The organism is Kitasatospora sp. NPDC088264 (genome assembly GCF_040685715.1).
Taxonomy (GTDB): domain Bacteria; phylum Actinomycetota; class Actinomycetes; order Streptomycetales; family Streptomycetaceae; genus Kitasatospora.
In genome coordinates, this window is sequence record NZ_JBFBIR010000022.1 from 96,445 (window position 1) to 120,017 (window position 23,573).

General features: G+C 72.9%; 14 protein-coding genes. 10 read left to right on the forward strand and 4 right to left on the reverse strand.

From position 1 onward, the window contains the following. Window positions 1-69 precede the first annotated feature (69 nt). Both AB0O82_RS19375 and AB0O82_RS19380 read left to right on the forward strand, forming a co-directional pair. A complete protein-coding gene (locus AB0O82_RS19375) occupies window positions 70-1,059 on the forward strand; it encodes a M20/M25/M40 family metallo-hydrolase (protein ID WP_363585164.1) in 990 nt (329 codons plus the stop codon). A 23-nt stretch (window positions 1,060-1,082) separates the two neighbouring features. Beyond that, window positions 1,083-2,525, forward strand: coding sequence for a M1 family metallopeptidase (locus AB0O82_RS19380; protein WP_363585166.1), 1,443 nt, complete (start codon window positions 1,083-1,085; stop codon window positions 2,523-2,525). A 50-nt stretch (window positions 2,526-2,575) separates the two neighbouring features. Here the strand turns inward: AB0O82_RS19380 and AB0O82_RS19385 are convergent, their stop codons facing one another. The 3 genes from AB0O82_RS19385 to AB0O82_RS19395 form a co-directional block, all read right to left on the reverse strand. Further along, window positions 2,576-3,856, reverse strand: a complete 1,281-nt coding sequence (locus tag AB0O82_RS19385) for a hypothetical protein (RefSeq protein WP_363585168.1) — start codon at window positions 3,854-3,856, stop codon at window positions 2,576-2,578. Beyond that, complete coding sequence (locus AB0O82_RS19390) at window positions 3,856-4,278, reverse strand: hypothetical protein (RefSeq protein ID WP_363585170.1); 423 nt, start codon at window positions 4,276-4,278, stop codon at window positions 3,856-3,858. The genes AB0O82_RS19385 and AB0O82_RS19390 overlap by 1 nt, the downstream gene beginning before the upstream one ends. A 1,489-nt stretch (window positions 4,279-5,767) precedes the next feature. Then, window positions 5,768-5,974, reverse strand: a complete 207-nt coding sequence (locus tag AB0O82_RS19395; RefSeq protein WP_363585172.1) for a hypothetical protein — start codon at window positions 5,972-5,974, stop codon at window positions 5,768-5,770. A gap of 404 nt (window positions 5,975-6,378) precedes the next feature. Here AB0O82_RS19395 and AB0O82_RS19400 point away from each other — a divergent pair, with 404 nt between their 5' ends. From AB0O82_RS19400 to AB0O82_RS19415, 4 genes are all read left to right on the forward strand, one after another. Beyond that, a complete protein-coding gene (locus tag AB0O82_RS19400; RefSeq protein ID WP_363585190.1) occupies window positions 6,379-7,098 on the forward strand; it encodes a ricin-type beta-trefoil lectin domain protein in 720 nt (239 codons plus the stop codon). 157 nt (window positions 7,099-7,255) lie between these two features. Continuing rightward, window positions 7,256-7,789 carry a PadR family transcriptional regulator gene (locus AB0O82_RS19405; protein WP_363374032.1) on the forward strand — a complete coding sequence of 178 codons (534 nt, stop codon included), beginning with the start codon at window positions 7,256-7,258 and terminating at the stop codon, window positions 7,787-7,789. 2 nt (window positions 7,790-7,791) lie between these two features. Continuing rightward, window positions 7,792-8,472 carry an ABC transporter ATP-binding protein gene (locus tag AB0O82_RS19410; protein ID WP_363585174.1) on the forward strand — a complete coding sequence of 227 codons (681 nt, stop codon included), beginning with the start codon at window positions 7,792-7,794 and terminating at the stop codon, window positions 8,470-8,472. Between the two features lie 56 nt (window positions 8,473-8,528). After that, window positions 8,529-11,033 (forward strand): ABC transporter permease, encoded by a 2,505-nt coding sequence (locus tag AB0O82_RS19415; protein WP_363585176.1) that lies wholly within the window; start codon window positions 8,529-8,531, stop codon window positions 11,031-11,033. A gap of 60 nt (window positions 11,034-11,093) precedes the next feature. On the opposite strand, the gene AB0O82_RS19420 is transcribed toward AB0O82_RS19415, so the two are convergent. Next, the gene (locus tag AB0O82_RS19420; RefSeq protein ID WP_363585178.1) at window positions 11,094-12,077 is read right to left on the reverse strand and encodes a helix-turn-helix transcriptional regulator; all 984 of its coding nucleotides are present in this window, start codon (window positions 12,075-12,077) and stop codon (window positions 11,094-11,096) included. A 337-nt stretch (window positions 12,078-12,414) separates the two neighbouring features. On the opposite strand from AB0O82_RS19420, the gene AB0O82_RS19425 reads away from it, so the two are divergent. The 4 genes from AB0O82_RS19425 to AB0O82_RS19440 form a co-directional block, all read left to right on the forward strand. Continuing rightward, window positions 12,415-13,647, forward strand: a complete 1,233-nt coding sequence (locus AB0O82_RS19425) for an IS256 family transposase (RefSeq protein ID WP_363585180.1) — start codon at window positions 12,415-12,417, stop codon at window positions 13,645-13,647. Window positions 13,648-14,009: 362 nt separating this feature from the next. Beyond that, window positions 14,010-14,138, forward strand: a complete 129-nt coding sequence (locus AB0O82_RS19430; protein ID WP_363585182.1) for a hypothetical protein — start codon at window positions 14,010-14,012, stop codon at window positions 14,136-14,138. A 61-nt stretch (window positions 14,139-14,199) separates the two neighbouring features. Further along, the gene (locus AB0O82_RS19435) at window positions 14,200-14,412 is read left to right on the forward strand and encodes an MbtH family protein (protein WP_363585184.1); all 213 of its coding nucleotides are present in this window, start codon (window positions 14,200-14,202) and stop codon (window positions 14,410-14,412) included. A 198-nt stretch (window positions 14,413-14,610) separates the two neighbouring features. Continuing rightward, window positions 14,611-23,573, forward strand: an 8,963-nt coding sequence (locus tag AB0O82_RS19440; protein WP_363585186.1) for an amino acid adenylation domain-containing protein, incomplete at its 3' end; no start/stop codon positions are given.

Below are 23,573 nucleotides of genomic sequence, written 5' to 3' on the forward strand. Positions count from 1 at the left end.
GACGGACCAGGGTGGACGGAGTCCGCCGGGGGAAGCCCCCCGGCCCCGCCTCCGAAAGGCTCCCGTGTGATGCCCTCCCGCCGCCTGGTGTCCCTCGCCGCCCACGTCATCGGGACCGCCCTGCTGCTGTCCACCGTCCCCGCCGCCGCGGCCACGGCCGCCGAGCACAGGCCCGCCCCGGCCGCGCCCACCGTCGAGGCGGCCGAGGTGATGCCGCACCTCCAGGCCCTGCAGCGGATCGCGGACCGCAACGGCGGCAACCGCGCGCACGGCACCAAGGGGTACGCGGAGTCGGTGGCGTACGTGAAGCACGCGCTGGACCGGGCCGGCTTCCAGACGCAGCTGCGCCGCTTCTCCCACGACGGCAAGGACGGCTACAACCTGATCGCCGACTGGCAGGGCGGCGACCCCGACCACGTGCTGCTCACCGGCGCCCACCTGGACAGCGTCCCGATGGGCCCGGGGATCAACGACAACGGCTCCGGCTCGGCGGCCGTCCTGACCACCGCCCTCCAGGTGGCCAAGGCCAAGCTGAAGCCCGAGCGGCACCTGCGCTTCGCCTGGTGGGGGGCGGAGGAGCTGGGGATGGTCGGCTCGGCGGACTACGTCAAGAACCTGTCCGCCGGCGACCGCAAGGCCATCGACCTGTACCTCAACCTCGACCAGGCGGGCAGCAAGAACCTCCAGCAGTACCTCCTGGTGAAGGACGCGAAGAACAACGAGACCGCGGCCTTCCAGGCCTTCGAGAAGTGGTTCACCGACCGGGGCCTGGCCACCTTCGACATCCCGCTGGACAGCTCCGACAGCCAGCCGTTCGGGGACGCGGGCATCCCGTCGTCCGGCTTCAGCAGCGGCGTCTCGGACTGCCTCCACAGCGCGTGCGACAACCTCGCCAACGTCGACCCCGCGACGCAGGCGACCAGCACCAACGCCATGATCGGCGTGGTGTGGCAGTTCGCCACCGCCAAGCCCGCAGCCGCCAAGCCCGCCGCTCCGGCCGCTCCGGCCGCTCCGGCCACCACCGCCCCGGCCACCGTCCCCGCCGCCGCCCGGTCCTGACCGCCCGTCCCCAGGAGCCACAGATGCGCACACCGCCGAGTCGCCACCGCCGCAAGGCCGTCACCCTGGTGGCCGCCGCCACCGCCCTCGGAGTCGCCCTGACCGCCGCCCCCGCGGGAGCGGCCGGGATCGGGGACCCGTACTTCCCCGAGGACGGCAACGTCGGCTACGACGTGGCGAACTACGACGTCCGGATCGCCTACGACCCGGCTCACCCCGACCAGTTGAACGGCGACACGACCGTCACCGCCCGGGCCCTCCAGTCGCTCGACCGCCTCTCCCTGGACCTCAAGGGCTTCCAGGTCGCCTCCGTCACCGTGAACGGCACCCCGGCCAAGTCGTTCTCCCGCTCCGGCACGCACAAGCTGGACATCGTGCCCGCCCGCCGGGTGGCCGGCGGCGCCACCTTCGCGGTGCGGGTGGTGTACGCGGGCAAGCCCGACCCCGAGGGCTGGCACCAGCTGGTGTCCGGCGGCGTCAACGCGATGGGCGAGCCGCACTCGGCGACCTCCTGGTTCCCGTCCAACGACCACCCGTCCGACAAGGCCACCTTCTCGCTCGCCGCGACCGTCCCCGACGGCTGGACCGCCATCGGCAACGGCCGGCCCGGCCAGACCACCAGCAAGGACGGCTCGACGACCTTCCGCTGGCGCGAGGACAAGCCGATGGCGACCTACCTCAGCACCGTCGCCATCGACAAGTTCACCGTCCACCGCTCGGCGCTGTCCGACGGGACGCCGGTCATCACGGCCTACGGCCCGGACGTGCCGATCGACGACATGGCCAAGGCGACCGAGGCCCAGCAGCCGGAGATCATCGCCTTCCTGGCCTCCAAGTTCGGCCCGTACCCGTTCTCCTCCGCGGGCGCCATCGTCCGCAGCTGGACCAAGGAGACGGGCACCGGCGCGCCGGACCTGGAGACCCAGAGCCGGCCCACCTACACCAACTACTTCTGGGACTCCGCGGCCGTCCACGAGATCACCCACCAGTGGTTCGGCGACAGCGTCTCGTTCACCGACTGGCGCGACGGCTGCATCGCCGAATGCGTCGCCCAGTACGCCAACCAGCTGTGGGACGAGCACCAGGGCAGCAACCTCGACACCGGCTTCTACACCCCCACCGTCGAGGAGAACCGGAACAAGCCGGAGTTCTGGTCCACCAAGCTGTACGACCCCGGGCAGGGCCAGGAACTGGCCTCAGCCCTCTACTTCAAGGGCTCCCTGATGATGCACGCCCTGCGGCGCACCGTCGGCGACGACGCGTTCTTCGCCACCCTCAAGCGCTGGACCGCGGACCACGCCTACGGCAACGCCTCCTTCCCCCAGTTCGAGGCCCTCGCCGCCAAGGTCTCGGGCAAGGACCTCAAGGGCTTCTTCGACGCCTGGGCCCACGGCACCACACTCCCCGCGAAGGAGTACCTCTACCCCGGCACCCTGGCCCCCCTGGCCCCGGCAGGCAGCCAGTAACACCCCCCAGCCCCCTCCCCCGCACCGACGCCAGCCCTCCTGATGCTCCATCAGGAGGGCTGGTGCACGCCCGGATTGAGCTCCTCCAGGATGGCATCGGAGACAGTCCGCGGCTGCGGGCGCTGCGGAGCCGGGGTGCCGCCGTGCGTCGATCTGAAGTCGCCGACGGGGGCCGGGAAGTGGCCCATCTCGTGGAACAGGCCCGAGAGGTCCGTGTCCTGCGGCGGCAGCGGCGGCAGCTCATGGGGCAGGTCCCCCACCGGGACGAGCTCGATCTCCGACGGGCCGCCCCCTGGCGTACCGTCCCCCGTCGTGCCGCCCCCCGTCGTACCGCCGCGCGGTGGGCGCGGGCCCTCCAGCCTGCCGTTCAGCCAGCCCTCGATGTGGTCGCCCGGCGAGATGGAGAACTTGTTCCCGGGGTTCATCGCCCCGTGCCGCCACCCCCACGCCCCGGCGAACGCGCCGTTGGCCGCGCCGGAGACGTAGTCACCCGACAGCCCGAACACCGCGTCCTGCGCCGCGCCTTCGGCCATCCCGGTCAGCGCCCCGTAGCCGGTGTTCCAGACCAGCCCGGCCGCGCCCTTGGCGAACGCGCCGGCCTCCTTGCCGGTCAGCGAGGTGAAGCCCTTCCCGAGCCCCTTTCCCAGGCCCTTGCCCAGACCCTTGCCGAGCCACCCGGCACCGACACCGACCGCGCCGCCCACCGCCCCGTTGATGGCGGCCGTGCCCAGCTCACCGCCGTCGATCGACGTGCGGTGGCCCTGGCCCAGCTCGATCACCTGGGCCAGCAGGTCGAAGCCCACCTGGGCCAGCACCGACTCGGCGACCCGGGTCACCGCGCTGATCAGCGCCTTGCGCAGGAAGGCCCACACCAGGGCCCTGGTGAAGGCGATCTCCACGGGCGCCGCCTCGGCCCCGCCGAAGAGGAACATCACGGCGTCGATGGCCAGTTGAACCGCCAGGACCACCAGCGCACCGATGATCTCGATGCGCAGGGTCTCGATCTGGTTCGCCAGGTTGTGCAGCGCGTCGGCGGCGGCGTCGCAGCACTGGGCGATGAGCGGCAGCGCGGCGTCGTCGGCGACGGCGAGCCTGGCCAGATAGGCGTCGAACGCGTCCTTGCTGGCGCCGCTCAGGCCCTGGTCGAGCTGGGACTTGGCGTCCGCCAGGTCCAGGACGCAGGCACGGATCGACTTCGCCGCCTCGGCCCAGGCATCCGCCTCGGCCCGCAGCGCGCTCTCGTTCCCGGTGGGCCACTTGTTGCCCACCAGGATCATCAGCAGGTTCTGCAACCCGTCCGGCAGCGAGGCGTTGGGGGCGTCGACCGCCATCACGCGCCGCCGCTACCGGGCCCCGGGAACGTCCAGGCGAGTTCCGTGGCGTGCTCGTCGGCCCTCTCGAACGTGCTGCGCGTGGCGCCGAGGGCGTCGGCCAGCTTGCGCAGGGTGTCCGGCAGCGCCTGCACCGCCTTCAGCAGATCGTCCCGCGGCTGGGCGAAGACCTGGTCGAAGCCCTGCCCGAGCGCCGGATCATCCCCCCAGGGCGCCGCACCGAACAGGGCCGCCGAGCTGAGCGCCGTCCAGGCGGCAGCCATGCCCTCGGCCGCCTTGCCCGCATCCGCCCCGGCCTTGCCCACCAACGCGAAGTCGACCACCAGCGTCCCGTCCAGAGTCGGCAGCTGCGGCACCGCCGGCCCGCCGTACGGCGGCACCCCCGTGGGCGCATTGCGGTAACCACCAGTGGGACCAGGCACATCAGGCAACGGAGGAGTCGGCACCCACCCACCTCACCCGATCCCACCCCCAGCCCCACCCCCTCTTGACGACATCCCAACGATCACCGCCCCACTCCTGACGCCCCCCTGACACCCCCGGACCCCGCGTCGCCCATGCTCCCCCACTCGTGGCGGGCTCGCCGAGCAATTACTCGATGAGCCCCACCAGGATTGAACGGAAAGTTACCGTAAGTGCCCAGAACAAACATCTGGGCCCCCGATGCGCATCACGCGCCCGGGGACCCGGATGTCGCAAAATCAGGATCCAGGCGCAGGCGCGGGCATCACTACCATTGCGTATATCACACCGAGTGCGCTCATCAGCAGGAAGGGCCAAGCACCCGCAAGGAGATAGAGCAGTGGGGGCAGGGCAAACAACACGGCAGCCACCCCCCGAACATTCCTCCCCCTGGCCGCCCGAAAAGAGACCAGGAAGAGAAAGAACAGTGTGGGGACAGTTATCGTGAGCGAGATGAGCGCCAGCAGCTTGAGGCTATCCAGGGAGTCGGCTCGAGAGAATCCATTGGCGTCATGCCCGCCGGGCGCAAATGCTGAAAGAACGAGCATAAAAACGCACACGGGAGCCACGCACACCGCAAGATATCTCAGCAGCGCCCGACTGAACCATCGGCCGACTCGATTAAATCTGTTAATCGGCACCCTGATACACACCCGCCATTCTGGTAGGTACGGCCCGAAGGCGAGAAGAGGGATGACGCAAACGGAACTGCAAGCAGACCAGGATCTCCCTGAAATTGTCCCATCTCATCCCTGGCAATCACGTGGAGACGCTCTCCTCGACGATACTGAACCACCTCTAGATCGGGATAGTGATCGCCTCGTCGAGTAACAGAAACTCTCCACGACACATGGCGGCGCGGGGAGCAGACATGCCTCGCCGAGCTTGCCGCCCTCCAGGAACCGGATCGAAGCGGCGGTTGTGTCCCAGGACCCGATGACAGCCGGCAAAGGCTCCTTCGCCACCGCACGAAGCTGCCAGCGGCAGAGCCAATGCCACACAGATGGTCAGAACAGGCAGCCTTCCATGGGTACGCACCCGACTCGACCTCCGCATCCCGATCACCCCCGCCCCGTTTCATACTTCACCGATCGCTCACCCCTTCACGTTGTTCACCAGATCGGCGATGCGACCCTCCCGATTCTCCTCGGAACCGTGCGCAGGCATCCGCCCATTACCCGCCGCATCGGCTCCGAACTGGTACGTGAGCACTGCTTGCCACACCACATGGTGGAACGCGATCGACCCATCGACGTCCCTGTTTTTTCGACAGGTTGGGGATTTCCTTCTGCTTGAGCTTGTCCACTGTCATCCAGCTCGTCGCCGACGGCCAGATCATCAGCCTCGGGGAGTACTCGCCGGGAATTCGGCTGCACCCGGAGGCCAACAGCACGAGGCCGCGCCCACCACAACGAGCGGCAGGCGCGACCCATTTCGCACTCGAACAAGTCAATGCAGGATTGCCGTGATGGCCATGTCGAGAACAGCAGCCCCAGGAACCAGAATAAAGAACCAGCTGATGAACAACAAGATCACCGGGGCCGACTTCTTGGTTTCCCCACTTTCGGACAACGCGAAGAAGTCACGAATCCCACGAAAATTCGTGACCATAGCCAATCCCAGGACGACCGGGATTAGCATGCCAAGAACAACCATCAACGCTCCTGATCTCGCAGGACAAGGACAGCATACGGTAGCACCGACCAGTCAGAACTGACAATCCATCGACTCACCCGGACCCTAGCCACCCTGCTCCACAGTGAAAGTACTCCCCCTCCGCGTATTGAAGTCGTATTTGAATCCGATCAACGGCGGGCCCTGAATTGCAACACCTCCCCCCACCGCCCAACCAAGTTGATGGAATGACTCACCGTTAGAATTTCTTGCATAGCTGTATGCCCCGCCGACGAGTCCGCTGGCGGCGGTCACCGACCCGATCGTATGAGCGTTGTCGCTATTCTTGGCGGTGTTCCATCCCGCCGAGGCACCAAAGTACTCCCCGCCCTTGAATTTGAAGGGGTTTCTCGACGGCTTGATCGAGTCAAAGGTGGGCCCCCCGCCTGCCCTCGTCGGACCAGCTCCGCCCCACCACGTACTACGCGGCCGTCGACTCCGAGCAACCCCAGATCGGCGTCTGGACCCACCTCGCCGGGACGTTCAACTCGGACACCCAGACCGCGACGCTGTACGTCAACGGCCGAGCGGCCGGAAGCGCGAAGGTCCCTGCGGGCTGGAAGGCCAACGGCAGTCTGAACATCGGCGGGGAGACCACCACCCGGTACCCCGGGCCTGACGGCCGCGTGAACGGCGCGGTCAGCGACGTCCGGATCTACCCGTACGCGTTCACCGACCAGCAGGCCAACTCGCTCGCCACGGCCGGCTCCAGCGTCCAGATCCAGAGCGCCTACAACCCCGGCAGGTGCATCGACAGTTGGGGCGGTTCCGTCGGCACGGCGGTCGCCTTCTACAACTGCTACAACGGCAACGCCCAGCACTTCACCCTGACCACCGACACCAAGTTCAAGGTCTCCGGCACCGACCGGTGCATCACCACCAACGACAAGCCGGCCGGCAACGGCACCAAGGTGTCCTTCCAGACCTGCGCCGCCGATGACGCGCAGACCTGGGTCCGTCGCTACGACGGCACGCTCTACAACCCGATCTCCGACAAGTGCCTCGAACTGCCCGGTTGGGCCGACGCGAACGGCACCGCGCTCGGGGTCTGGTCCTGCACCGCCAATGCCAACCAGCGTTGGCTGGTGCGCGCCCAGGCGTCCTGACCGCCGGGCCCACGGTCTGAACTGACCCGGGCACCGAACCGCTCCGGCCTCCCCGAGTCCTGCTCGGGGAGGCCGCGGCCGTGTCGGCGCCGGCGGCCGGACCCGAGGGGGCCCGCTATACACCTGTGTGTATACATGGCCTGTATAGTCCCGGAGCATGTCACTCGGACAGCTGTTCCTCGGCCTGCTGGAGACCCAGCCCCGCCACGGATACGACATCAAACGCCTCCATGACGAGCACTTCGGGCGCGACCGCGGCCTGCACTACGGGCAGGTGTACGCGACGCTCTCCCGGCTGCTGAAGAACGGGCTGGTGGTGGTCGACGGCGTCGAGGCCGGCGACGGCCCGGAGCGCAAGCGGTACGCGATCACCGACGCCGGGGTCACCGACCTCGCCAACTGGCTCGCGCACCCGGAGAGCCCGCAGCCGTACCTGCAGAGCACGCTCTACCAGAAGGTCGTGCTCGCCCTCCTGACCGGCCGCTCCGGCGCCGACGTCCTGGACGCGCAGCGGGCCGAACACCTCAAGGAGATGCGGGAGCTGACCCGCCGCAAGCTCACCGGCGACCTCACCGACCAGCTGATCTGCGACCACGCCCTGTTCCACCTGGAAGCCGACCTGCGCTGGCTGGAGCTCACCGCCGCCCGCCTGGACGAACTCGCCGCCCGCATCACGGAGTCCCAGCGTTGACCATGTCCGAACCCCTGCTCGCCGCCCACGACCTGCACAAGAACTTCGGGCTCACCCCGGCGCTCGGCGGGGCCTCGCTCACCGTCGCGGCCGGCGAACTCGTCGCCGTGATGGGCCCGTCGGGCTCCGGCAAGTCCACCCTGCTGCACTGCCTCGCCGGGATCACCCGACCCGACAGCGGCCGCCTCCGCTACCGGGATCGCGACCTCACCGCCTGTTCCGACGCCGAGCTGAGCGCCCTGCGGCGCACCGAGTTCGGCTTCCTGTTCCAGTTCGGCCAGCTCGTCCCGGAACTCTCCTGCCTGGAGAACGTCGCGCTCCCGCTGCGCCTCAACGGACTGCGCCGCCGGGCCGCCGAGGCCCGGGCCCGCGAATGGCTGGAGCGCCTGGAGGTCGACGACGTGGCCGCCAAGCGCCCCGGCGAGGTCTCCGGCGGCCAGGGGCAGCGGGTCGGCGCCGCCCGGGCCCTGATCACCGGGCCCAAGGCGGTCTTCGCCGACGAGCCGACCGGCGCGCTCGACTCCCTCAACGGCGAGCGGGTGATGAAGCTGCTCACCCAGGCCGCCCGGGAGAGCGGCGCCGCCGTCGTCCTGGTCACCCACGAGGTCAGGGTCGCCGCCTACGCCGACCGCGAGATCGTCGTCCGCGACGGCCGCACCCGCGACCTGGCGGGCGCGATATGAGCAGTTCCACCACGAACGGCCCCGGCGTGAGCGGCCCCGACACCAGTAGCCCCAGCGTGAGCAGCCCCGCCACGAGCGACCCCGCCGCCGACCGGGTCCGCTCGCCGTTCCTGGACCAGCTCGGCCTCGGCGTGCGCCTGGCCCTCACCAACGGACGGGACGGCTGGGGGCGCCTGCTGCTCACCGCCTGCGGCGTCGGCCTGGGGGTGGCGCTGCTGCTGTTCACCGCCTCCTTCCCCGGCATCGTCCAGCACCGCAACGAGCGCCTGTACGTGCAGAACGACACCTTCCGCGACGAGGACCTGCCCACGCCCGGCGACCGGACGGTCCTCATCGCCACCGCCGACACCACCTTCCGGGGCACCGCTATCCGCGGACGGGTCGTCCAGCCCGAGGGCCCGGACGCGGCGCTCCCGCCCGGAGTGGCCGCGTACCCGCCGCCGGGGCGGATGGTCGTCTCGCCCGCCCTGGCCGAGCTCCTGAAGGACCCGGCCAACCAGCTGCTGCGCGACCGCCTCCCCTACCCGGTGGTCGGCGGCATCGGCCCGGACGGCCTGCTCGGCCCCGGCCAGGCCGGCTACCTGCTCGGCAGCGACCGGCTCTCGCGGGACGCCGGAGCCTCCCGCATCACCTCGTACGGCCACTTCTCTCCGCCCAAGCCGATGGACCCCCGGCTGATCCTGCTCAACGCGGTCGGCCTGACCGTGATGCTCGCCCCGGTCGGCGTCTTCCTCGCCGCCGCCGCCCGCTTCGGCGGCGAACGGCGCGACCGCAGGCTCGCCGCGCTGCGCCTGGTCGGCGCGGACCGCCGGATGACCGCCCGGCTCGCCGCCGGGGAGTCCCTGGTCGGCGCGGTGCTGGGCCTGGTCGCGGGCGCGGCGCTGTTCCTGCTCGGCCGGCGGCTGACCGGCCACCTGCGGCTCGCGGGCTTCAGCTTCTACCCCGAGGACATCGCGCCGCACCCCGCCATCGCCGCCGCGATCGCCGTGGTCGTGCCGCTCCTCGGCATCGGCGTGAGCCTGCTGGCGATGCGCCGGGTCACCGTCGACCCGCTCGGCGTGGTCCGCCGGTCCGGCCCCGGCCGGCGCCGGATCGGATGGCGGCTGGCGCTGCCGCTGGCCGGCCTCGCCCTGACGGCGCTCGCGCTGGCACTGCCCACGCAGTACAACCCGTCCGGGATGGGGCGCACCGCCGTCTTCAACTCCGTTCAGGACACGCGTGGTTCGCTGCTGGTCGCGTTCGGCGTGCTGCTGATGCTGGTGGGCGTCTGCACCCTGCTGCCCTGGCTGGTGGAGGCCGCCACCCGGCGCTCCGGCGGCGGTGTGTCCTGGCAACTCGCCATCCGAAGGCTCCAGTTGAGCTCGGGCCCCGCCTCGGCCGCGGTCAGCGGCGTGGTCGTCGCCGTCGCCGGGGCGATCGCCCTGCAGACGCTCTTCCTCGGTGTCAGCGCGAGCTACGAGGACCGCCCCGGCCCCCGCGCCGCGGTCGGGCCGTACCAGCAGTCGGTGTCCTTCCCCGGCGGCGGCCCGCAGGCCGACCGGCTCGCCGACTCGCTGGCGCGCTCTCCCGGGGTGCGGGCCACCGCCGCCTACACCGAGTTCGCCCTGGAGACCCCCACCGCCAAGCTCTGGGACCTGCCCGCCGTCCGGATCGCCGACTGCGCCGTGCTGCGCGGCTTCGCGACCCTGCCCGACTGCAAGGACGGTGACGCCTTCGCCGTCCAGGGCCGGACCACCCGACCGGACGCCGGCACGGACGTCGGCACGAGCGGCGGCGCGAGCGCGGGCACGGACGTCGGCACGAACACCGGCCCGAACACCGGTCCGAACACCGGCGCGGACGCCGCCGCCGCAACCAAGCCCGGCACGACCGTCCACGCCGCCTTCTTCCGCGGTGACGGCGAGCCGCCGTCCTGGCCGCTGCCCGCCGTGACGGCCACCGTCGAGCCCGTCGAGGGCTCCGACCCCAACGGGCGGATCGGCTCCGGCCTGCTGCTCCTCACCCCGGGCGCCGCCCCGGCCGCCGCACTGCGCGGCCAGCCCGCGACCGTCCTGGTCGCGATGGCCCCCGGGTTGCCGGACCCGAAGGAGCAACTCGCCACCGACGTCATGGCGATCGACCCGCAGGGCGTCGCCGGGTCCCCGCTCGACCGCACCCTCGACCCGACCTACCTCGCCGTCAAACGCCTGCTCACCGCCGGCTCCGCCGTCACCCTGCTGCTGGTCTCCCTCAGCCTGCTGGTCGGCCAGCTGGAGCGCTTCCGGGAGCAGCGCCGCATCCTCGGCGTGCTGAGCGCCGTCGGCACCCGCCGCCGGATCCTGGGCCTGTCGGTGCTGTGGCAGACCCTCGTCCCGATGGCCCTGGGCATGCTGCAGGCCGCCGTCGGCGGCCTGCTGATGGGAGCCGTCCTCCAGTACACGGCGGGCCTGCCCTTCGCCCTCGACTGGGGCTCCATGCTGGCCATGTCCGCGATCGCCGCCGGCGCCGTCCTCCTCACGACCGCGCTCGGCCTGCCGCAGCTCCTGCGCCTGATGCGGCCGGCCGAACTGCGCTACGAGTAGCACCGGCCGCCGGGGGCCGTCCCGCCGAGCGACGGCGACGGCCCCCGGTGCCGGTGCCGGTCACAGGTCGTCGAGGGGTTCGTCCAGGACGCCCTCGCGGGCAATGATGTAGCCGAGGTGGCCGCGGCTGCGGCTGCCGAGGAGTTCGCTGGCCTTCTGGATGTGGCTGGAGACCGTACGGGTGCTCATGCCGAGGCGGGAGGCGATGGCCTCGTCGGTGTAGCCGTTGACCATCAGGCGCAGGACGTTCTGGCGGGTGCGGTCGGTGAGCAGCTGGGGGCGGTGCCGGCCCTCCAGGTAGGTGACCGGCTCGGCGCGTTCCCACATCAACTCGTAGATCTTGAGCAGGTACTCGACCAGCGGTGGGAACTGGATGAGCATCGCGGCGGCCTCGCGGTCGGCCGCGGCCGGGACGAAGGCCGTGGAGCGGTCGCAGATGATCACCCGGTCGAACACCTCGTTCAGGGTGCGTATCCGGGCGCCCTGGGCCGTGACCTGCTCGATGTAGGCGAGCGTCGGGCCGTGCGAGCGCACGGTGTGCTGGTAGAGGGTGCGCTGGCGCACGCCGCGCCCGGCGAGGGCGAGGTCGCGCGGGAGGGCGTCCGCGAGGTGCTCGGGGCTGCGGCCGCCGCCGGGCTGGGCGGTGCGCAGTTCCTCGGTGCAGGCGACGACGGCCTTCTCCAGCGCGGGGTTGATCTCCTCGCCCGTCAGGAGGCGGACCGGCAGCTGGGCCCGGCGCATGACGTCCTGGTAGGCGCGGTCGGCGGCGGTGAAGGCGGTGCGCAGTTCGGCGAGCCGCTCCTGGTGGCCCAGCACGGCGAGTTCGATCGGCCGGGTCAGGCCGGTGGCCGCGATGTCGGGCGGGACGGGGGTCAGTCGCTCGCCGGAGCCGGGTACGGAGCGCAGCAGGCCCATCGCGAGCAGGCACTCGGGGGCGTCTCCGGTGGCGCAGCCCTCGGCCAGCGCCACCCGGTAGAACTCGATCCCTCGGTCACAGAGCTGCGGTGTCCCCATTCCCGCGCTGTTGTCCTGGGATAGACACATCTGGGCATCCTTCCGGCTTCGGCATTGCGGTTTCACGAATGCCCGTACCGGCCACCGCAAGGCATCTGAAATGGCAGGATGGAAATCACCTGTCGTTCGGAAGCCGTCCCCCCGGGCTCTGACTGCCGTGAGTGTACGCCCAAGTGGCGCGGAAATCAGCGGTCGACGGCGAAGCCGAGCGCGCCCGGAGGCGGGGAAGCCGACCGCGGCAGTGGCGGACCCGAGCGCACCCGGCCGCGGTGACAGGCGGACGGCCGCCGTCTCGTGACTGTCGCCCCGTCAGGGCGGCCGGGGCGGACGGCCGGCGGACGAACGGCCGACAGACGGAGGGCACCCCTTGTTGCGAGCTGATCCCGGCCCGGCGGTCCCGCCCGTGGACCTGGCCGAGCTGGTGGACCAGCGGCTGGTACGGCAGTTGGCGGAGGCCGCCGCCGAGCAGGTCGGCTCCGGCGCGATCCGGCTGCTGGGCGACGGCGGGCTGTTCCAGACGCTCGCCAAGCAGCTGATCGAGCACGCCCTGGAGCTCGAACTCCAGGAGCACCTGCGTGGGGCCGAACCCGGCGCCAACGTCCGCAACGGTGCCCGGGCCAGACGGCTGCTCACCGAGGTCGGCCCGGTCGAGGTGCGGGTGCCCCGGGACCGCCAGGGCAGCTTCACCCCCCGGGCCGTCCGCCCCCGGGCCCGCCGGCTGCCCGGCCTCGACCGACTGGTCATCTCGCTCACCGCGCGCGGCCTCAGCTCCGGCGAGCTGGTGGCGCACCTGGCCGAGGTGTACGGCGTGGAGCTCAGCCGGGAGACCGTCTCCGCCATCACCGACCAGGTGCTCGACGAGCTCGACGAGCGGCGCCGGTGCCCGCTCGACCCCGTCTACCCGGTGGTCTTCCTCGACGCGGTGCGCAGCGGCCGCTCGGGCGGCCCGCTGGTGCACCTGGCGCTCGGGATCTCCGCCGACGGCGGGCGCGAGGTCCTGGGCCTGTGGCCGGCCACGGACGGGGAGCACTGGCCGCAGGTGCTGGCCGAGCTCACCGAGCGCGGGGTGCGCGAGGTCTGGGTGCTGGTCGGCGACACCGGCGGGGGCCTGGCCGAGGCGGTGGCGGCGCGGTGGCCGCGCACCCTGGTGCACGGCTCGATGGCCCACCTGCTGCCCGCCGCGCTGCGGCACGCGCCCGGCGAGGACTGGGGTGCGCTCGCACGGACGCTGCGCGAGATCTGTGCCGCGCCCACCGAGCGGGCGGCGATGGCGCGGCTGTCCCGGGCCGAGCGGGAGTGGGGTCCGGGCCACCGCGAGGTGTTCCGGGTGTGGCGGTCGGCCTGGCCGCTGCTCGCCGCCGGCTTCCGCTTCGGCCCCGAGGCGCGGCGCCTGCTCGCGGGCGGGGGCGCGCTGGAGCGGCTGCACGCCCGGCTGCGCCGGATCGAGCAGGCCTCGGGCCGGGTGCAGGACGAGCGGGCCGCGCTCAAGCGCGCCTACCTGGCGACGATCGCCCTGGAGTCACCCGCCTCGGCGGGGCGGACGTGGACCGGTGACTGGCCCGCCGTCCGCGAGGAACTGCGCCGGGGCTCCCACTTCTGACGCTCCGTGAACCATTGTCCTGACGCTCCGTAACCCCCGCCCCCGCGGCGGCTTCGGCGGCTTCCGGGGGCCGGGGCCGCCCTCGCCGACGCGCCGGGCGGGCGGGCGGTTGACCGAAACCCTCGCCAGTGACCTGTTCCCACCACTGATCTGACAGTGCCAGGCACTCTTTGGATCAGATCTGTCTGTTTTTGACATGATCTGTTCGAGCTTCCGGTTCCCGCAATGCGTGTTCCCGATCATGGCCAGAGCTTCCACCCCCGTTTGAGCCTCGGCAGGATGAATTTCCGAGCGAAGAGGGCCGACCGCCCCCTCGGAAAAAGGAATTAACGATGAAGAATCTTGCCGTTCGCATTCACCATATGCTCGGGATTCTCGCCGTTCTGCTGGTCGCCGGACTGGGCGTCCAGAGCAGCGCCGACCCGTACTCGCCCCTGGCCGCCGCCACCCCCGTCTCGGCGCCCAACGCCGACTCCGGCTGGGGTCCGTGAGCCGCGCTCCGGCGTAATTCCCCCCTCCCCGAAATTTCTCCGAACAAAGAGGAAACCGACGATGGCGAACCCGTTCGAGGACCCCGACGCCAGCTACCTCGTCCTGGTGAACGACGAGGGCCAGCACTCGCTGTGGCCGGTCTTCAGCCCGGTGCCCGACGGCTGGCAGCAGGTCTTCGGCGCCGCCGGCCGGCAGGACTGCCTCGACTACGTCGAACAGCACTGGCAGGACCTGCGGCCGAAGAGCCTGCTCGCCCAGCAGTCCGGCCACTGACCGCGACAGCCCAGCGCTGAAGCCGCACCACCAGAACAGCCGGAACTGCCAGAACCGCGCCACCACGCCACCACCAGAACCGCGCCACCACGCCACCGCACCGCCGCTCCATCGACCGCCCGGGCCGACCGCCCCGAAGGTCGCCGAGCAAGCCGTTCCCGCCACCGCGGGGGCCAGCCGTACGAGGGAGAGAGTCACATGTCCGGGGTCCAGCAGACGCACAGAGCCGACCGGCGGCCGACCCTGACCGCGCTGGTCGACGCCCAGACGTCCCGCACCCCGCAGGCCCCCGCCCTGTACGCCGAGGGCACCACCCTCACGTACGCCGAGCTGGACGCCCGCGCCAACCGGCTGGCCCGGGTGCTCGCGGCCCGCGGCCTGGGCACCGAGGACATCGTCGCGCTCGCCCTGCCGAAGTCCCCCGAGGCCGTCGCCGCGATCCTCGCCGTGGCCAAGACCGGCGCCGCCTGGCTGCCCGCCGACCCGGCCTACCCCGCCGAGCGGCTGCGCCACATGCTGGCCGACTCCCGCGCCGCCCTGGTGCTCACCACCGCCGAGGCCGCCGCCCAACTGCCCGAGACCGGCGCCCCCCGGCTGCTGCTCGACTCCCCCGGGCACCTCGCCGAGCTGGCCACCCGGCCCGGCACCCCCTTCACCGCCGCCGAGCGGGTACGGCCGCTGAGCGCCGGGAACACCGCGTACGTGATCTACACCTCCGGCTCCACCGGAGTGCCCAAGGGCGTGGCCGTCACCCACACCGGGCTGCCCAGCATGATCGACACGCAGGTCGCCGCCACCGGGGTCGGCCCCGGCAGCCGGGTGCTCCAGGCCGCCTCGCTCAGCTTCGACGTCTCCGTCTCCGACCTGGCCGTGGCGCTCTCCACCGGCGCCGCCCTGGTGCTCCCCCGCGAGCAGAGCCAGCTGGTCGGCGAGCCGCTGGCCGCGCTGATCGAGCAGTACGGCGTCACCCACGCCGACATCGCCACCGCGATGGCGGCCACCCTGCCGGACGTGCCACTGCCCTCCCTGCGCACCCTGATCGGCGGCGGCGAGGCCATCCCGCGCGAACTGGCCGCCCGCTGCGGCCGCGACCGCCTGATGCTCAACAGCTACGGGCCGACCGAGACCACCGTCATCGTCACCATGAGCGAGCCGCTCACCGGCGAGGAGCAGCCCCCGATCGGCCACCCCTGCCAGGACGTGCGCATCCACGTACTGGACGAGCGGCTGCGCCCGGTCGAGCCGGGCACCGTGGGCGAGCTGTACGTCTCCGGCCCGCACCTGGCCCGGGGCTACCTCGGGCGCCCCGGCCTGACCGCCGAGCGCTTCGTCTCCTGCCCCTTCGGCGAGCCCGGCGACCGGATGTACCGCACCGGCGACCTCGGCAGCCACCGGCCGGACGGGCAGCTGGACTTCGTCGGCCGGGCCGACGACCAGGTGAAGATCCGCGGCTTCCGGGTGGAGCTCGGCGAGGTCGAGCAGACCCTCTCCGCCCACCCCGAGGTGCGCCAGGCCGTGGTGCTGGTCCGCGAGGACCGCCCGGGCGAGCGCCGCCTGGTCGGCTACACCGTCGGCGCCGCCGACCCGGCCGAGCTGCGCGCGTACTGCGCCGAGCGGCTGCCCGACCACATGGTGCCCACCGTCGTGGTGCTCGACCGGCTGCCGCTCACGCCCAACGGCAAGGTGGACAAGCGCGCCCTGCCCGCGCCGGTCTTCGCCGCCGCCGAGGAGGGCGTCCGGGCCCCCGCCGGGGAGCTGGAGCACACCCTCGCCCGCCTGTTCGCCGAGGTGCTGGGCCTGCCCGCGGTGGGCGTCACGGACTCCTTCTTCGAGCTCGGCGGCGACTCCATCGTGGCCATCCGGCTCGTCTCCCGGGCCCGGAACGCCGGGCTCCAGCTCACCCCCCGCGAGGTGTTCCTCTCTCCGACCGTCGAGGCCCTGGCCCGGATCGCCCGGCCGCTGGAGGGACCGGTCGTCGCCGAACCCGCCGGGGCCGGCCTCGGCGAGGTGCCGCCGACGCCCATCGTGCACTGGCTGGCCGCGCAGCACGGCGCCGTCGAGAGCTTCTACCAGTCCACCCTGCTCACCCTCCCCGCCGGGAGCGGGCCCGAGCACGTGGCCACGGCCCTCCAGGCGCTGCTCGACCACCACGACGTCTTCCGCGCCCGCACCTCCCCGCTCGCCGAACGCCCCTGGACACTGCACGTCCCCGCCCCCGGCGCCGTCCCCGCCGGGACCGCGCTGCGGCACGTCGCGGGCCCGGCCACCGAGCAGGCGCTGCGCGCCGAGACCGAGGCCGCCCGCGAGCGCCTCTCGCCCGAGGACGGCCGGATGCTCCAGGCCGTCCGGTTCGACGCCGGGCCGGGCCTGCCCCCGCAGCTCCTGCTCGTGATCCACCACCTGGCGGTGGACGGCGTCACCTGGCGCATCGTCGAGGAGGACCTGCTCGCCGCGCTCGCCGCCGTCCGCGAGGGCCGGGCCGTGGCGCTGGCGCCGGTGCCCACCTCCTTCCGCCGCTGGGCCCAGCGGCTCACCGCCGAGGCCGGGACCGACCGCCGGGCCGCCGAACTCCCGCTCTGGGAGGCCGCCCTGGCCACCCCGGACCCGCTGCTCGGCGCGCGCCCGCTCGACCCGGCCCGGGACACCTACGCCACCGAGGGCGTCCTGCGGCTCGTGCTGCCCGCCGAGACCACCCAGGCGCTGCTGACCCGGGTCACGGCCGCCTACCACGCGCAGGTCAACGACGTGCTGCTCACCGCGCTGGCGCTCGCCCTCGGCCACTGGCGCGGCGAGGCGACCACCGGTCCGGACGGCGCCGTACTGGTGACCGCGGAGGGCCACGGCCGCGAGGAGATCGTCGACGGCGTCGACCTGCACCGCACCGCCGGCTGGTTCACCTCCCTCTACCCCGTCCGGCTCGCCCCCGGGGCGCTGCCCTGGTCCGAGGTCACCGCCGCCGGCCCCGGGCTCGGCCGGGCCCTCGGCCGGGTCAAGGAGCAGCTGCGCGCCGTCCCGGACAACGGCATCGGCTACGGCCTGCTGCGCCACCTCAACCCGGCCACCGCCGCCGTGCTGGAGGGGTACGCCGATCCGCAGGTCGAGTTCAACTACCTGGGCCGCTTCGCGCCGGAGGGCGTCACCGCCGAGGACGTGCTCGCCGGCACCGAGGCGATGAGCGAGGGTGCCGCGACCGGCCTCGCGCTCGGCCGGGTGCTCGGCCTGGACGCCACCACCGTCGACACCCCGCAGGGCCCGCTGCTGGTCGCCCAGTGGTCCTACGCCACCGGGCTGCTCGCCGAGGAGCGCGTGGCCGCGCTCGCCGAGGCGTGGTTCACCGCGCTGCGCGCGCTCGCCGAGCACGCCGACCGGCCGGACGCGGGCGGACACACCCCCTCCGACTTCCCGCTCGTCACGCTCGGCCAGTCCGACGTGGACCGGCTCGCCGAACACCACGCCCCCGACCGCCTGGTGGACGTCTGGCCCACCTCGCCGCTCCAGCAGGGCATGGCCTTCCACGCGGCGTACGACACCGACGGCGCCGACGTCTACACCTCCGTCTGCACCTTCGACCTCACCGGCCCGGTGGACCCCGACCGGCTGCGCGCCGCCGCCGAGGCGCTGCTGCTGCGCCACCCGAACCTCAAGGCGGGCTTCCACCAGCGCCCCGACGGCCCGCCCGTGCAGGCCGTACCGGACGGCGTCGAACTGCCCTTCACCGTCCTCGACCTGACGGCGCACGCCGACCCGCGGGCCGAGGCCGCGCGGATCGCCGCCGCCGAGTACGGCCGCCGCTTCGACCTCGCCCGGCCGCCGCTGCTGCGCTACACCCTGCTCACCCTCGCCCCCGGGCGCCACCAGCTGATCGCCGCCGCGCACCACATCCTGCTCGACGGCTGGTCCACCCCGCTGTTCGCCGAGGAGCTGTGGGGCCTGTACTTCCAGCAGCCGATGCCCCCGGCCGCCCCCTACCGCGAGTACCTGCGCTGGCTCACCCGGCGCGACGGCGCCGCCGCCCGCGCCGCCTGGGCCCAGGCCCTGGCGGGCGCCGACGAGCCCACCCTGCTGGCCCCCGGCCGCTCCGCCGCCGCCCCGCAGCTGCCGCTGCGCCTGCACACCGGCCTCACCCCGGCGGCCACCGAGGCGCTGGCCCGCACCGCCCGCCGCTACGGCGTCACCCTCAACACCCTCGTCCAGGCCGCCTGGGGCGTGCTGCTGGCCCGGCTCACCGGGCGCGAGGACGTGCTCTTCGGCACCACCGTCTCCGGCCGGCCGCACGACCTGCCGGGCGTGGAGCGGATGGTGGGCCTGCTCATCAACACCGTGCCGGTGCGCGTCACCCTCGACCCGGCCGAGACCTGGGGGCAGCTGCTGCTGCGCCTCCAGCACGAGCAGTCCGCGCTGCTGGACCACCAGCACCTCAGCCTCACCGAGATCCAGCAACTCGCCGGAATGGGAAGCCTGTTCGACACCGTCACGGTGTACGGCAACTACCCGGACCCGTCCGCCCTGGACGAGGCCGACCCGAGCGGCGCCACCCACGTCACCCTGGTCGAGGACGTCGACAGCGCGCACTACCCGCTGCTGCTGGCCCTCACCCCGGGCGACGGCCTCCAACTGCGCCTGGACCACCGGCCCGACGCCTTCACCCCCGCCGAGGCGCGCACCCTGCTGGACCGCTTCCTCGCCCTGCTCGACCGGATCGTCGCCGACCCGGCCGAACTCGTCGGCACCGTCCAGGTGTTGACCGAGGAGGAGCGCGAACGGCTGCTGACCGGCGGGACCGGCGCCACCGCGCCGCTGCCGGACGCCGCGCTGCCCGAGCTGTTCGAGGCGCGGGCCGCCGCGGCGCCCGACGCGGTCGCACTCACGGCCGGCGACGTCGAGCTGACCTACGCCGAACTCAACACACGGGCCAACGGGTTGGCGGTGCGACTGGTCGAGGCCGGGGTCCGCCCGGAGACCCCCGTCGCACTGCTGATGGAGCGCTCGGCCGCCCTGGTGGTGGCGATCCTGGCCGTGCTCAAGGCCGGCGGCGCCTTCGTGCCGCTGGACGGCGCGCAGCCGGCCGAGCGCCTGCGGGCCGTCCTCGCGGACTCCGGGGCCCGGCTGGTGCTGGCCGACACCGCCCACCGGGCGCACCCCGCGACGGCCGGGCTGGACGTGCTCGACCCCTCGGACGCACTCGACCCCGAGGGCTACGAGACCGCCGGGAACCTCGGACTCCCCTTGAGCGCCGACCAGTTGGCGTACGTGATGCACACCTCCGGCTCGACCGGCGTGCCCAAGGGCATCGGCGTCACCCACCGGTCCGTGGTGGACCTCGCGCTCGGCGGGGCGTTCGCGGGCGGCGGCCACGAGCGCGTCCTGCTGCACTCCCCCGTCGCCTTCGACGCCTCCACCTACGAGCTCTGGGTGCCGCTGCTCTCGGGCGGCCGCGTGGTGGTCGCCCCGGCCGGACGGCTCGGCGTCGCCGAGCTGGCGACCGCGATCGGCCGGGGGCGGGTCGGCGCCGCCTGGATGACGGTCGGGCTCTTCAACGTGCTGGCCGCCGAGGCCCCGGAGACCTTCGCCGGGCTGCGCGAGGTGTGGACGGGCGGGGACATCGTCTCGCCGGCCGCCATCCGGCGGGTGCTGGAGCACTGCCCCGGCCTGCGGGTGGTGAACGGCTACGGGCCGACGGAGACGACCACCTTCGCGACCCGCCACCCGATGGCCGCCGCCGCCGAGGTGCCGGCCGCCGTACCGATCGGGCGGCCACTGCCCAACACCCGGGTGTACGCGCTGGACGCCGGACTGCGCCCGGTCCCCGTCGGCGTCGCCGGTGAGCTGTACGTCGCGGGCGCCGGGCTGGCCCGGGGCTACGTCGGCCGCGCCGGCCTGACCGCCGAGCGCTTCGTGGCCTGCCCCTTCGGCGAGCCCGGCGGCCGGATGTACCGCACCGGCGACGTGGTGCGCTGGACCACCACGGGCGAACTGGAGTTCGTCGGCCGCGCCGACGACCAGGTCAAGCTGCGCGGCTTCCGGATCGAACTCGGCGAGGTGGAGGCCGCGTTCACCGCCCACCCGGCCGTCGGCCAGGCCGTCGCCATGGTCCGCCAGGACCAGCCGGGCGACAAGCGCCTGGTCGCCTACGTCACGGGCCCCGTCCGGCCCGACGAACTGCGCGCCTTCGCCACCGACCGCCTGCCCGGCTACATGGTGCCCGCCGCGATCGTCGCCCTCGACGCGCTGCCCGTCACCCCCAACGGCAAGGTCGACCGCCGCGCCCTGCCCGCCCCCGACTACAGCGGCGCCGCCGCCGGCCGGGCCCCGCGCACCGGCATCGAGCAGGCGCTCTGCGCGCTCTTCGCCGAGGTCCTCGGATTGGCCTCGGTCGGCATCGACGACAGCTTCTTCGACCTGGGCGGCCACTCGCTGCTCGCCACCAAGCTGGTCAGCCGCGTCCGCACCGCCCTCGGCACGGAGCTGCCGATCCGCGCGCTCTTCGACCACCCGACGGTGGCCGCCCTGGCCGCCGCCCTGCCCGCCTCCGGCGCGGCCCGCCCGTCCCTGCGGCCCGCCACCCGACCGGAGCGCGTCCCGCTGTCCTCCGCGCAGCAACGCCTGTGGTTCATCGAGCAGTTCGAGGGACCGAGCGCGCTCTACAACACCCCCGTCGCCCTCCGGCTGACCGGCACCCTCGACCGCCCCGCGCTGGAAGGCGCGCTGCGGGACGTGGTGGCCCGGCACGAGGTGCTGCGCACCGTCTTCCCGACCACCGACGGCCAACCGCACCAACTGGTCGCCGAGGCCCCCGAGTCGATCCTTCGGACCATACCCGTGGCCACCGAGGAGGCGCTCCGGGCCGCCCTGGCCGAGGCCGGCGGGGAGGTCTTCGACCTCGCCCACGACCTGCCCGTCCGCGCCACGCTGTTCTCCCTCCCGCACGACGAGCACGTCCTGCTCGTCCTCATGCACCACATCGCCACCGACGGCTGGTCCGTCGCCCCGCTCCTGCACGACCTCGCCACCGCGTACCAGGCCCGGCTGGCCGGCGCCGAGCCGCAGTGGGAGCCCCTGCCGGTGCAGTACGCCGACTACGCCCTCTGGCAGCACGAACTCCTCGGCACCCCGCAACAACCCACCACCCTGCTCACCGAACAACTCGCCCACTGGCAGCAGGCGTTGTCCGGCCTCCCGGAGGAGCTGGCGCTCCCCTACGACCGGCCGCGCCCGACCGCTCCCAGCCACCGGGGCGGCTCCGCCGAGTTCGAGGTCGGCGCCGAACTGCACACCGCCCTGGCCGAGTTGGCCGGCACGCAGAACGCCAGCCTGTTCATGGCCCTGCAAGCCGCCGTCGCCACCCTCTACACCCGCCTCGGCGCGGGCACCGACCTCCCGCTCGGCACCCCCGTCGCCGGCCGCACCGACGAAGCCCTCGACGACCTGGTCGGCTTCTTCGTCAACACCCTGCTGCTGCGCACCGACACGTCCGGCAACCCCACCTTCCGGGAACTGCTGGACCGCGTCCGCCGCACCGACCTCGACGCCTACGACCACCAGGACATCCCCTTCGAGCGCCTGGTCGAATACCTCAACCCCCCGCGCACCACCCGCCATCCCCTCTTCCAGTCGCTCGTCGCCCTGGAGAGCGACCCGGCGGTGCCCGCCGCCTTCGGCGACCTGGCCTGCGCGGACCACCCCTTCGAGCTGGACGTGGCCAAGTTCGACCTGTCCTTCCGCTTCACCGAACAGGGCTCCCAGGCGGGCCTGTCGGTGGCGGTCGAGTACGCGGCCGACCTCTTCGACCACGCCACCGCCACCGCCCTCGCCGAACGGCTGCTACGCGTCCTGCGCACCGTCGCCGCCGACCCCGACGCCCCGATCGGCAGCATCGAGATCCTCGACCCCGCCGAACGCGAGCACCTGCTCACCGGCTGGAACGGACCGACGACACCGGTGCCCGAGGCCACCCTGCCGCAGCTGTTCGAGGCCCAGGCCGCCGCCACCCCCGACGCCCCCGCCCTGATCACCGGCACCGAACAGCTCAGCTACGCCGAACTCGACTCCCGGGCAGAACACTTGGCCGCCCACCTCGCCGAGTCGGGCGTCGGCGCCGACACCCCGGTGGTCCTCCTGATGGACCGCTCCGCTGACCTGGTGACGGCGATCCTGGCGGTGGCCAAGGCCGGCGGCACCTACGTCCCGCTGGACGACCGGCACCCGGCCGAGCGGCTGCGGCAGATCACCGCCGAGACGCGGGCGGCGCTCGTCCTGGTCGATCCCGCCCACCAGGGCGACCCGCTGGCCGCCGACGCCCCCTGCCCCGTCCTGCCACTCACCGAGGGCTGGTTCGACGGCCCGCGCAGGCGGCGCGCCCAGCCCGCCGGGCTCCACCCGGAGCAGCTCGCGTACGTGATGTTCACCTCCGGATCCACCGGGGTGCCCAAGGGCATCGCCATCACCCACCGGGACGTGGTGCAGCTCGCGACGGACCCGTGCTGGCACCACCCCGACGGGCTGCGGGTGCTCTTCCACGCCCCGCACGCCTTCGACGCCTCGACCTACGAACTGTGGGCGCCGCTGCTCTCCGGCGGCCAGGTGGTCGTCGCGCCGCAGGGCGACCTGGACGCCTCCGCCATCCGCGAGCTGGTCCGGGCGCACGGGCTCACCCACGTGCACGTCACCGCCGGGCTGTTCCGCGTCATCGCGGAGGAGGACCCGGGCATCTTCACCGGTGTGCGCGAGGTGCTGACCGGTGGGGACGTCGTCTCCGCCCCGGCCGTCCGCCGGGTGCTGGAGGCCGTCCCGGGCATCGCGGTGCGGGCACTGTACGGGCCGACCGAGACGACACTGTGCGCGACCCAGTTCCCGATGCCGACCGCCTCGGCGGTCCCGAACGTCGTGCCGATCGGCCGCCCGCTGGCCAACACCCGGACGTACGTCCTCGACACCGCGCTACAGCCCGTACCCGCCGGCGTGGCAGGCGAGCTCTACATCGCCGGCGCCGGACTCGCCCGCGGCTACACCGGCCGCCCCTCCCTCACCGCCGAACGCTTCGTCGCCTGCCCGTTCCTCGCCGGCGAACGGATGTACCGCACCGGCGACCTCGCCCGCTGGACCACCGACGGCGTCCTGGAATTCCTCGGCCGCGCCGACGACCAGGTCAAGATCCGCGGCTT

Excerpts from the sequence above, each read along its gene's own strand:
- AB0O82_RS19375 (WP_363585164.1), top strand. The coding sequence starts at position 70 with ATGCCCTCCCGCCGCCTGGTGTCCCTCGCCGCCCACGTCATCGGGACC.
- AB0O82_RS19380 (WP_363585166.1), top strand. The coding sequence starts at position 1,083 with ATGCGCACACCGCCGAGTCGCCACCGCCGCAAGGCCGTCACCCTGGTG.
- AB0O82_RS19385 (WP_363585168.1), bottom strand. The coding sequence starts at position 3,856 with ATGGCGGTCGACGCCCCCAACGCCTCGCTGCCGGACGGGTTGCAGAAC.
- AB0O82_RS19395 (WP_363585172.1), bottom strand. The coding sequence starts at position 5,974 with ATGGTTGTTCTTGGCATGCTAATCCCGGTCGTCCTGGGATTGGCTATG.
- AB0O82_RS19405 (WP_363374032.1), top strand. The coding sequence starts at position 7,256 with ATGTCACTCGGACAGCTGTTCCTCGGCCTGCTGGAGACCCAGCCCCGC.
- AB0O82_RS19410 (WP_363585174.1), top strand. The coding sequence starts at position 7,792 with ATGTCCGAACCCCTGCTCGCCGCCCACGACCTGCACAAGAACTTCGGG.
- AB0O82_RS19420 (WP_363585178.1), bottom strand. The coding sequence starts at position 12,077 with ATGTGTCTATCCCAGGACAACAGCGCGGGAATGGGGACACCGCAGCTC.
- AB0O82_RS19430 (WP_363585182.1), top strand. The coding sequence starts at position 14,010 with ATGCTCGGGATTCTCGCCGTTCTGCTGGTCGCCGGACTGGGCGTCCAG.
- AB0O82_RS19435 (WP_363585184.1), top strand. The coding sequence starts at position 14,200 with ATGGCGAACCCGTTCGAGGACCCCGACGCCAGCTACCTCGTCCTGGTG.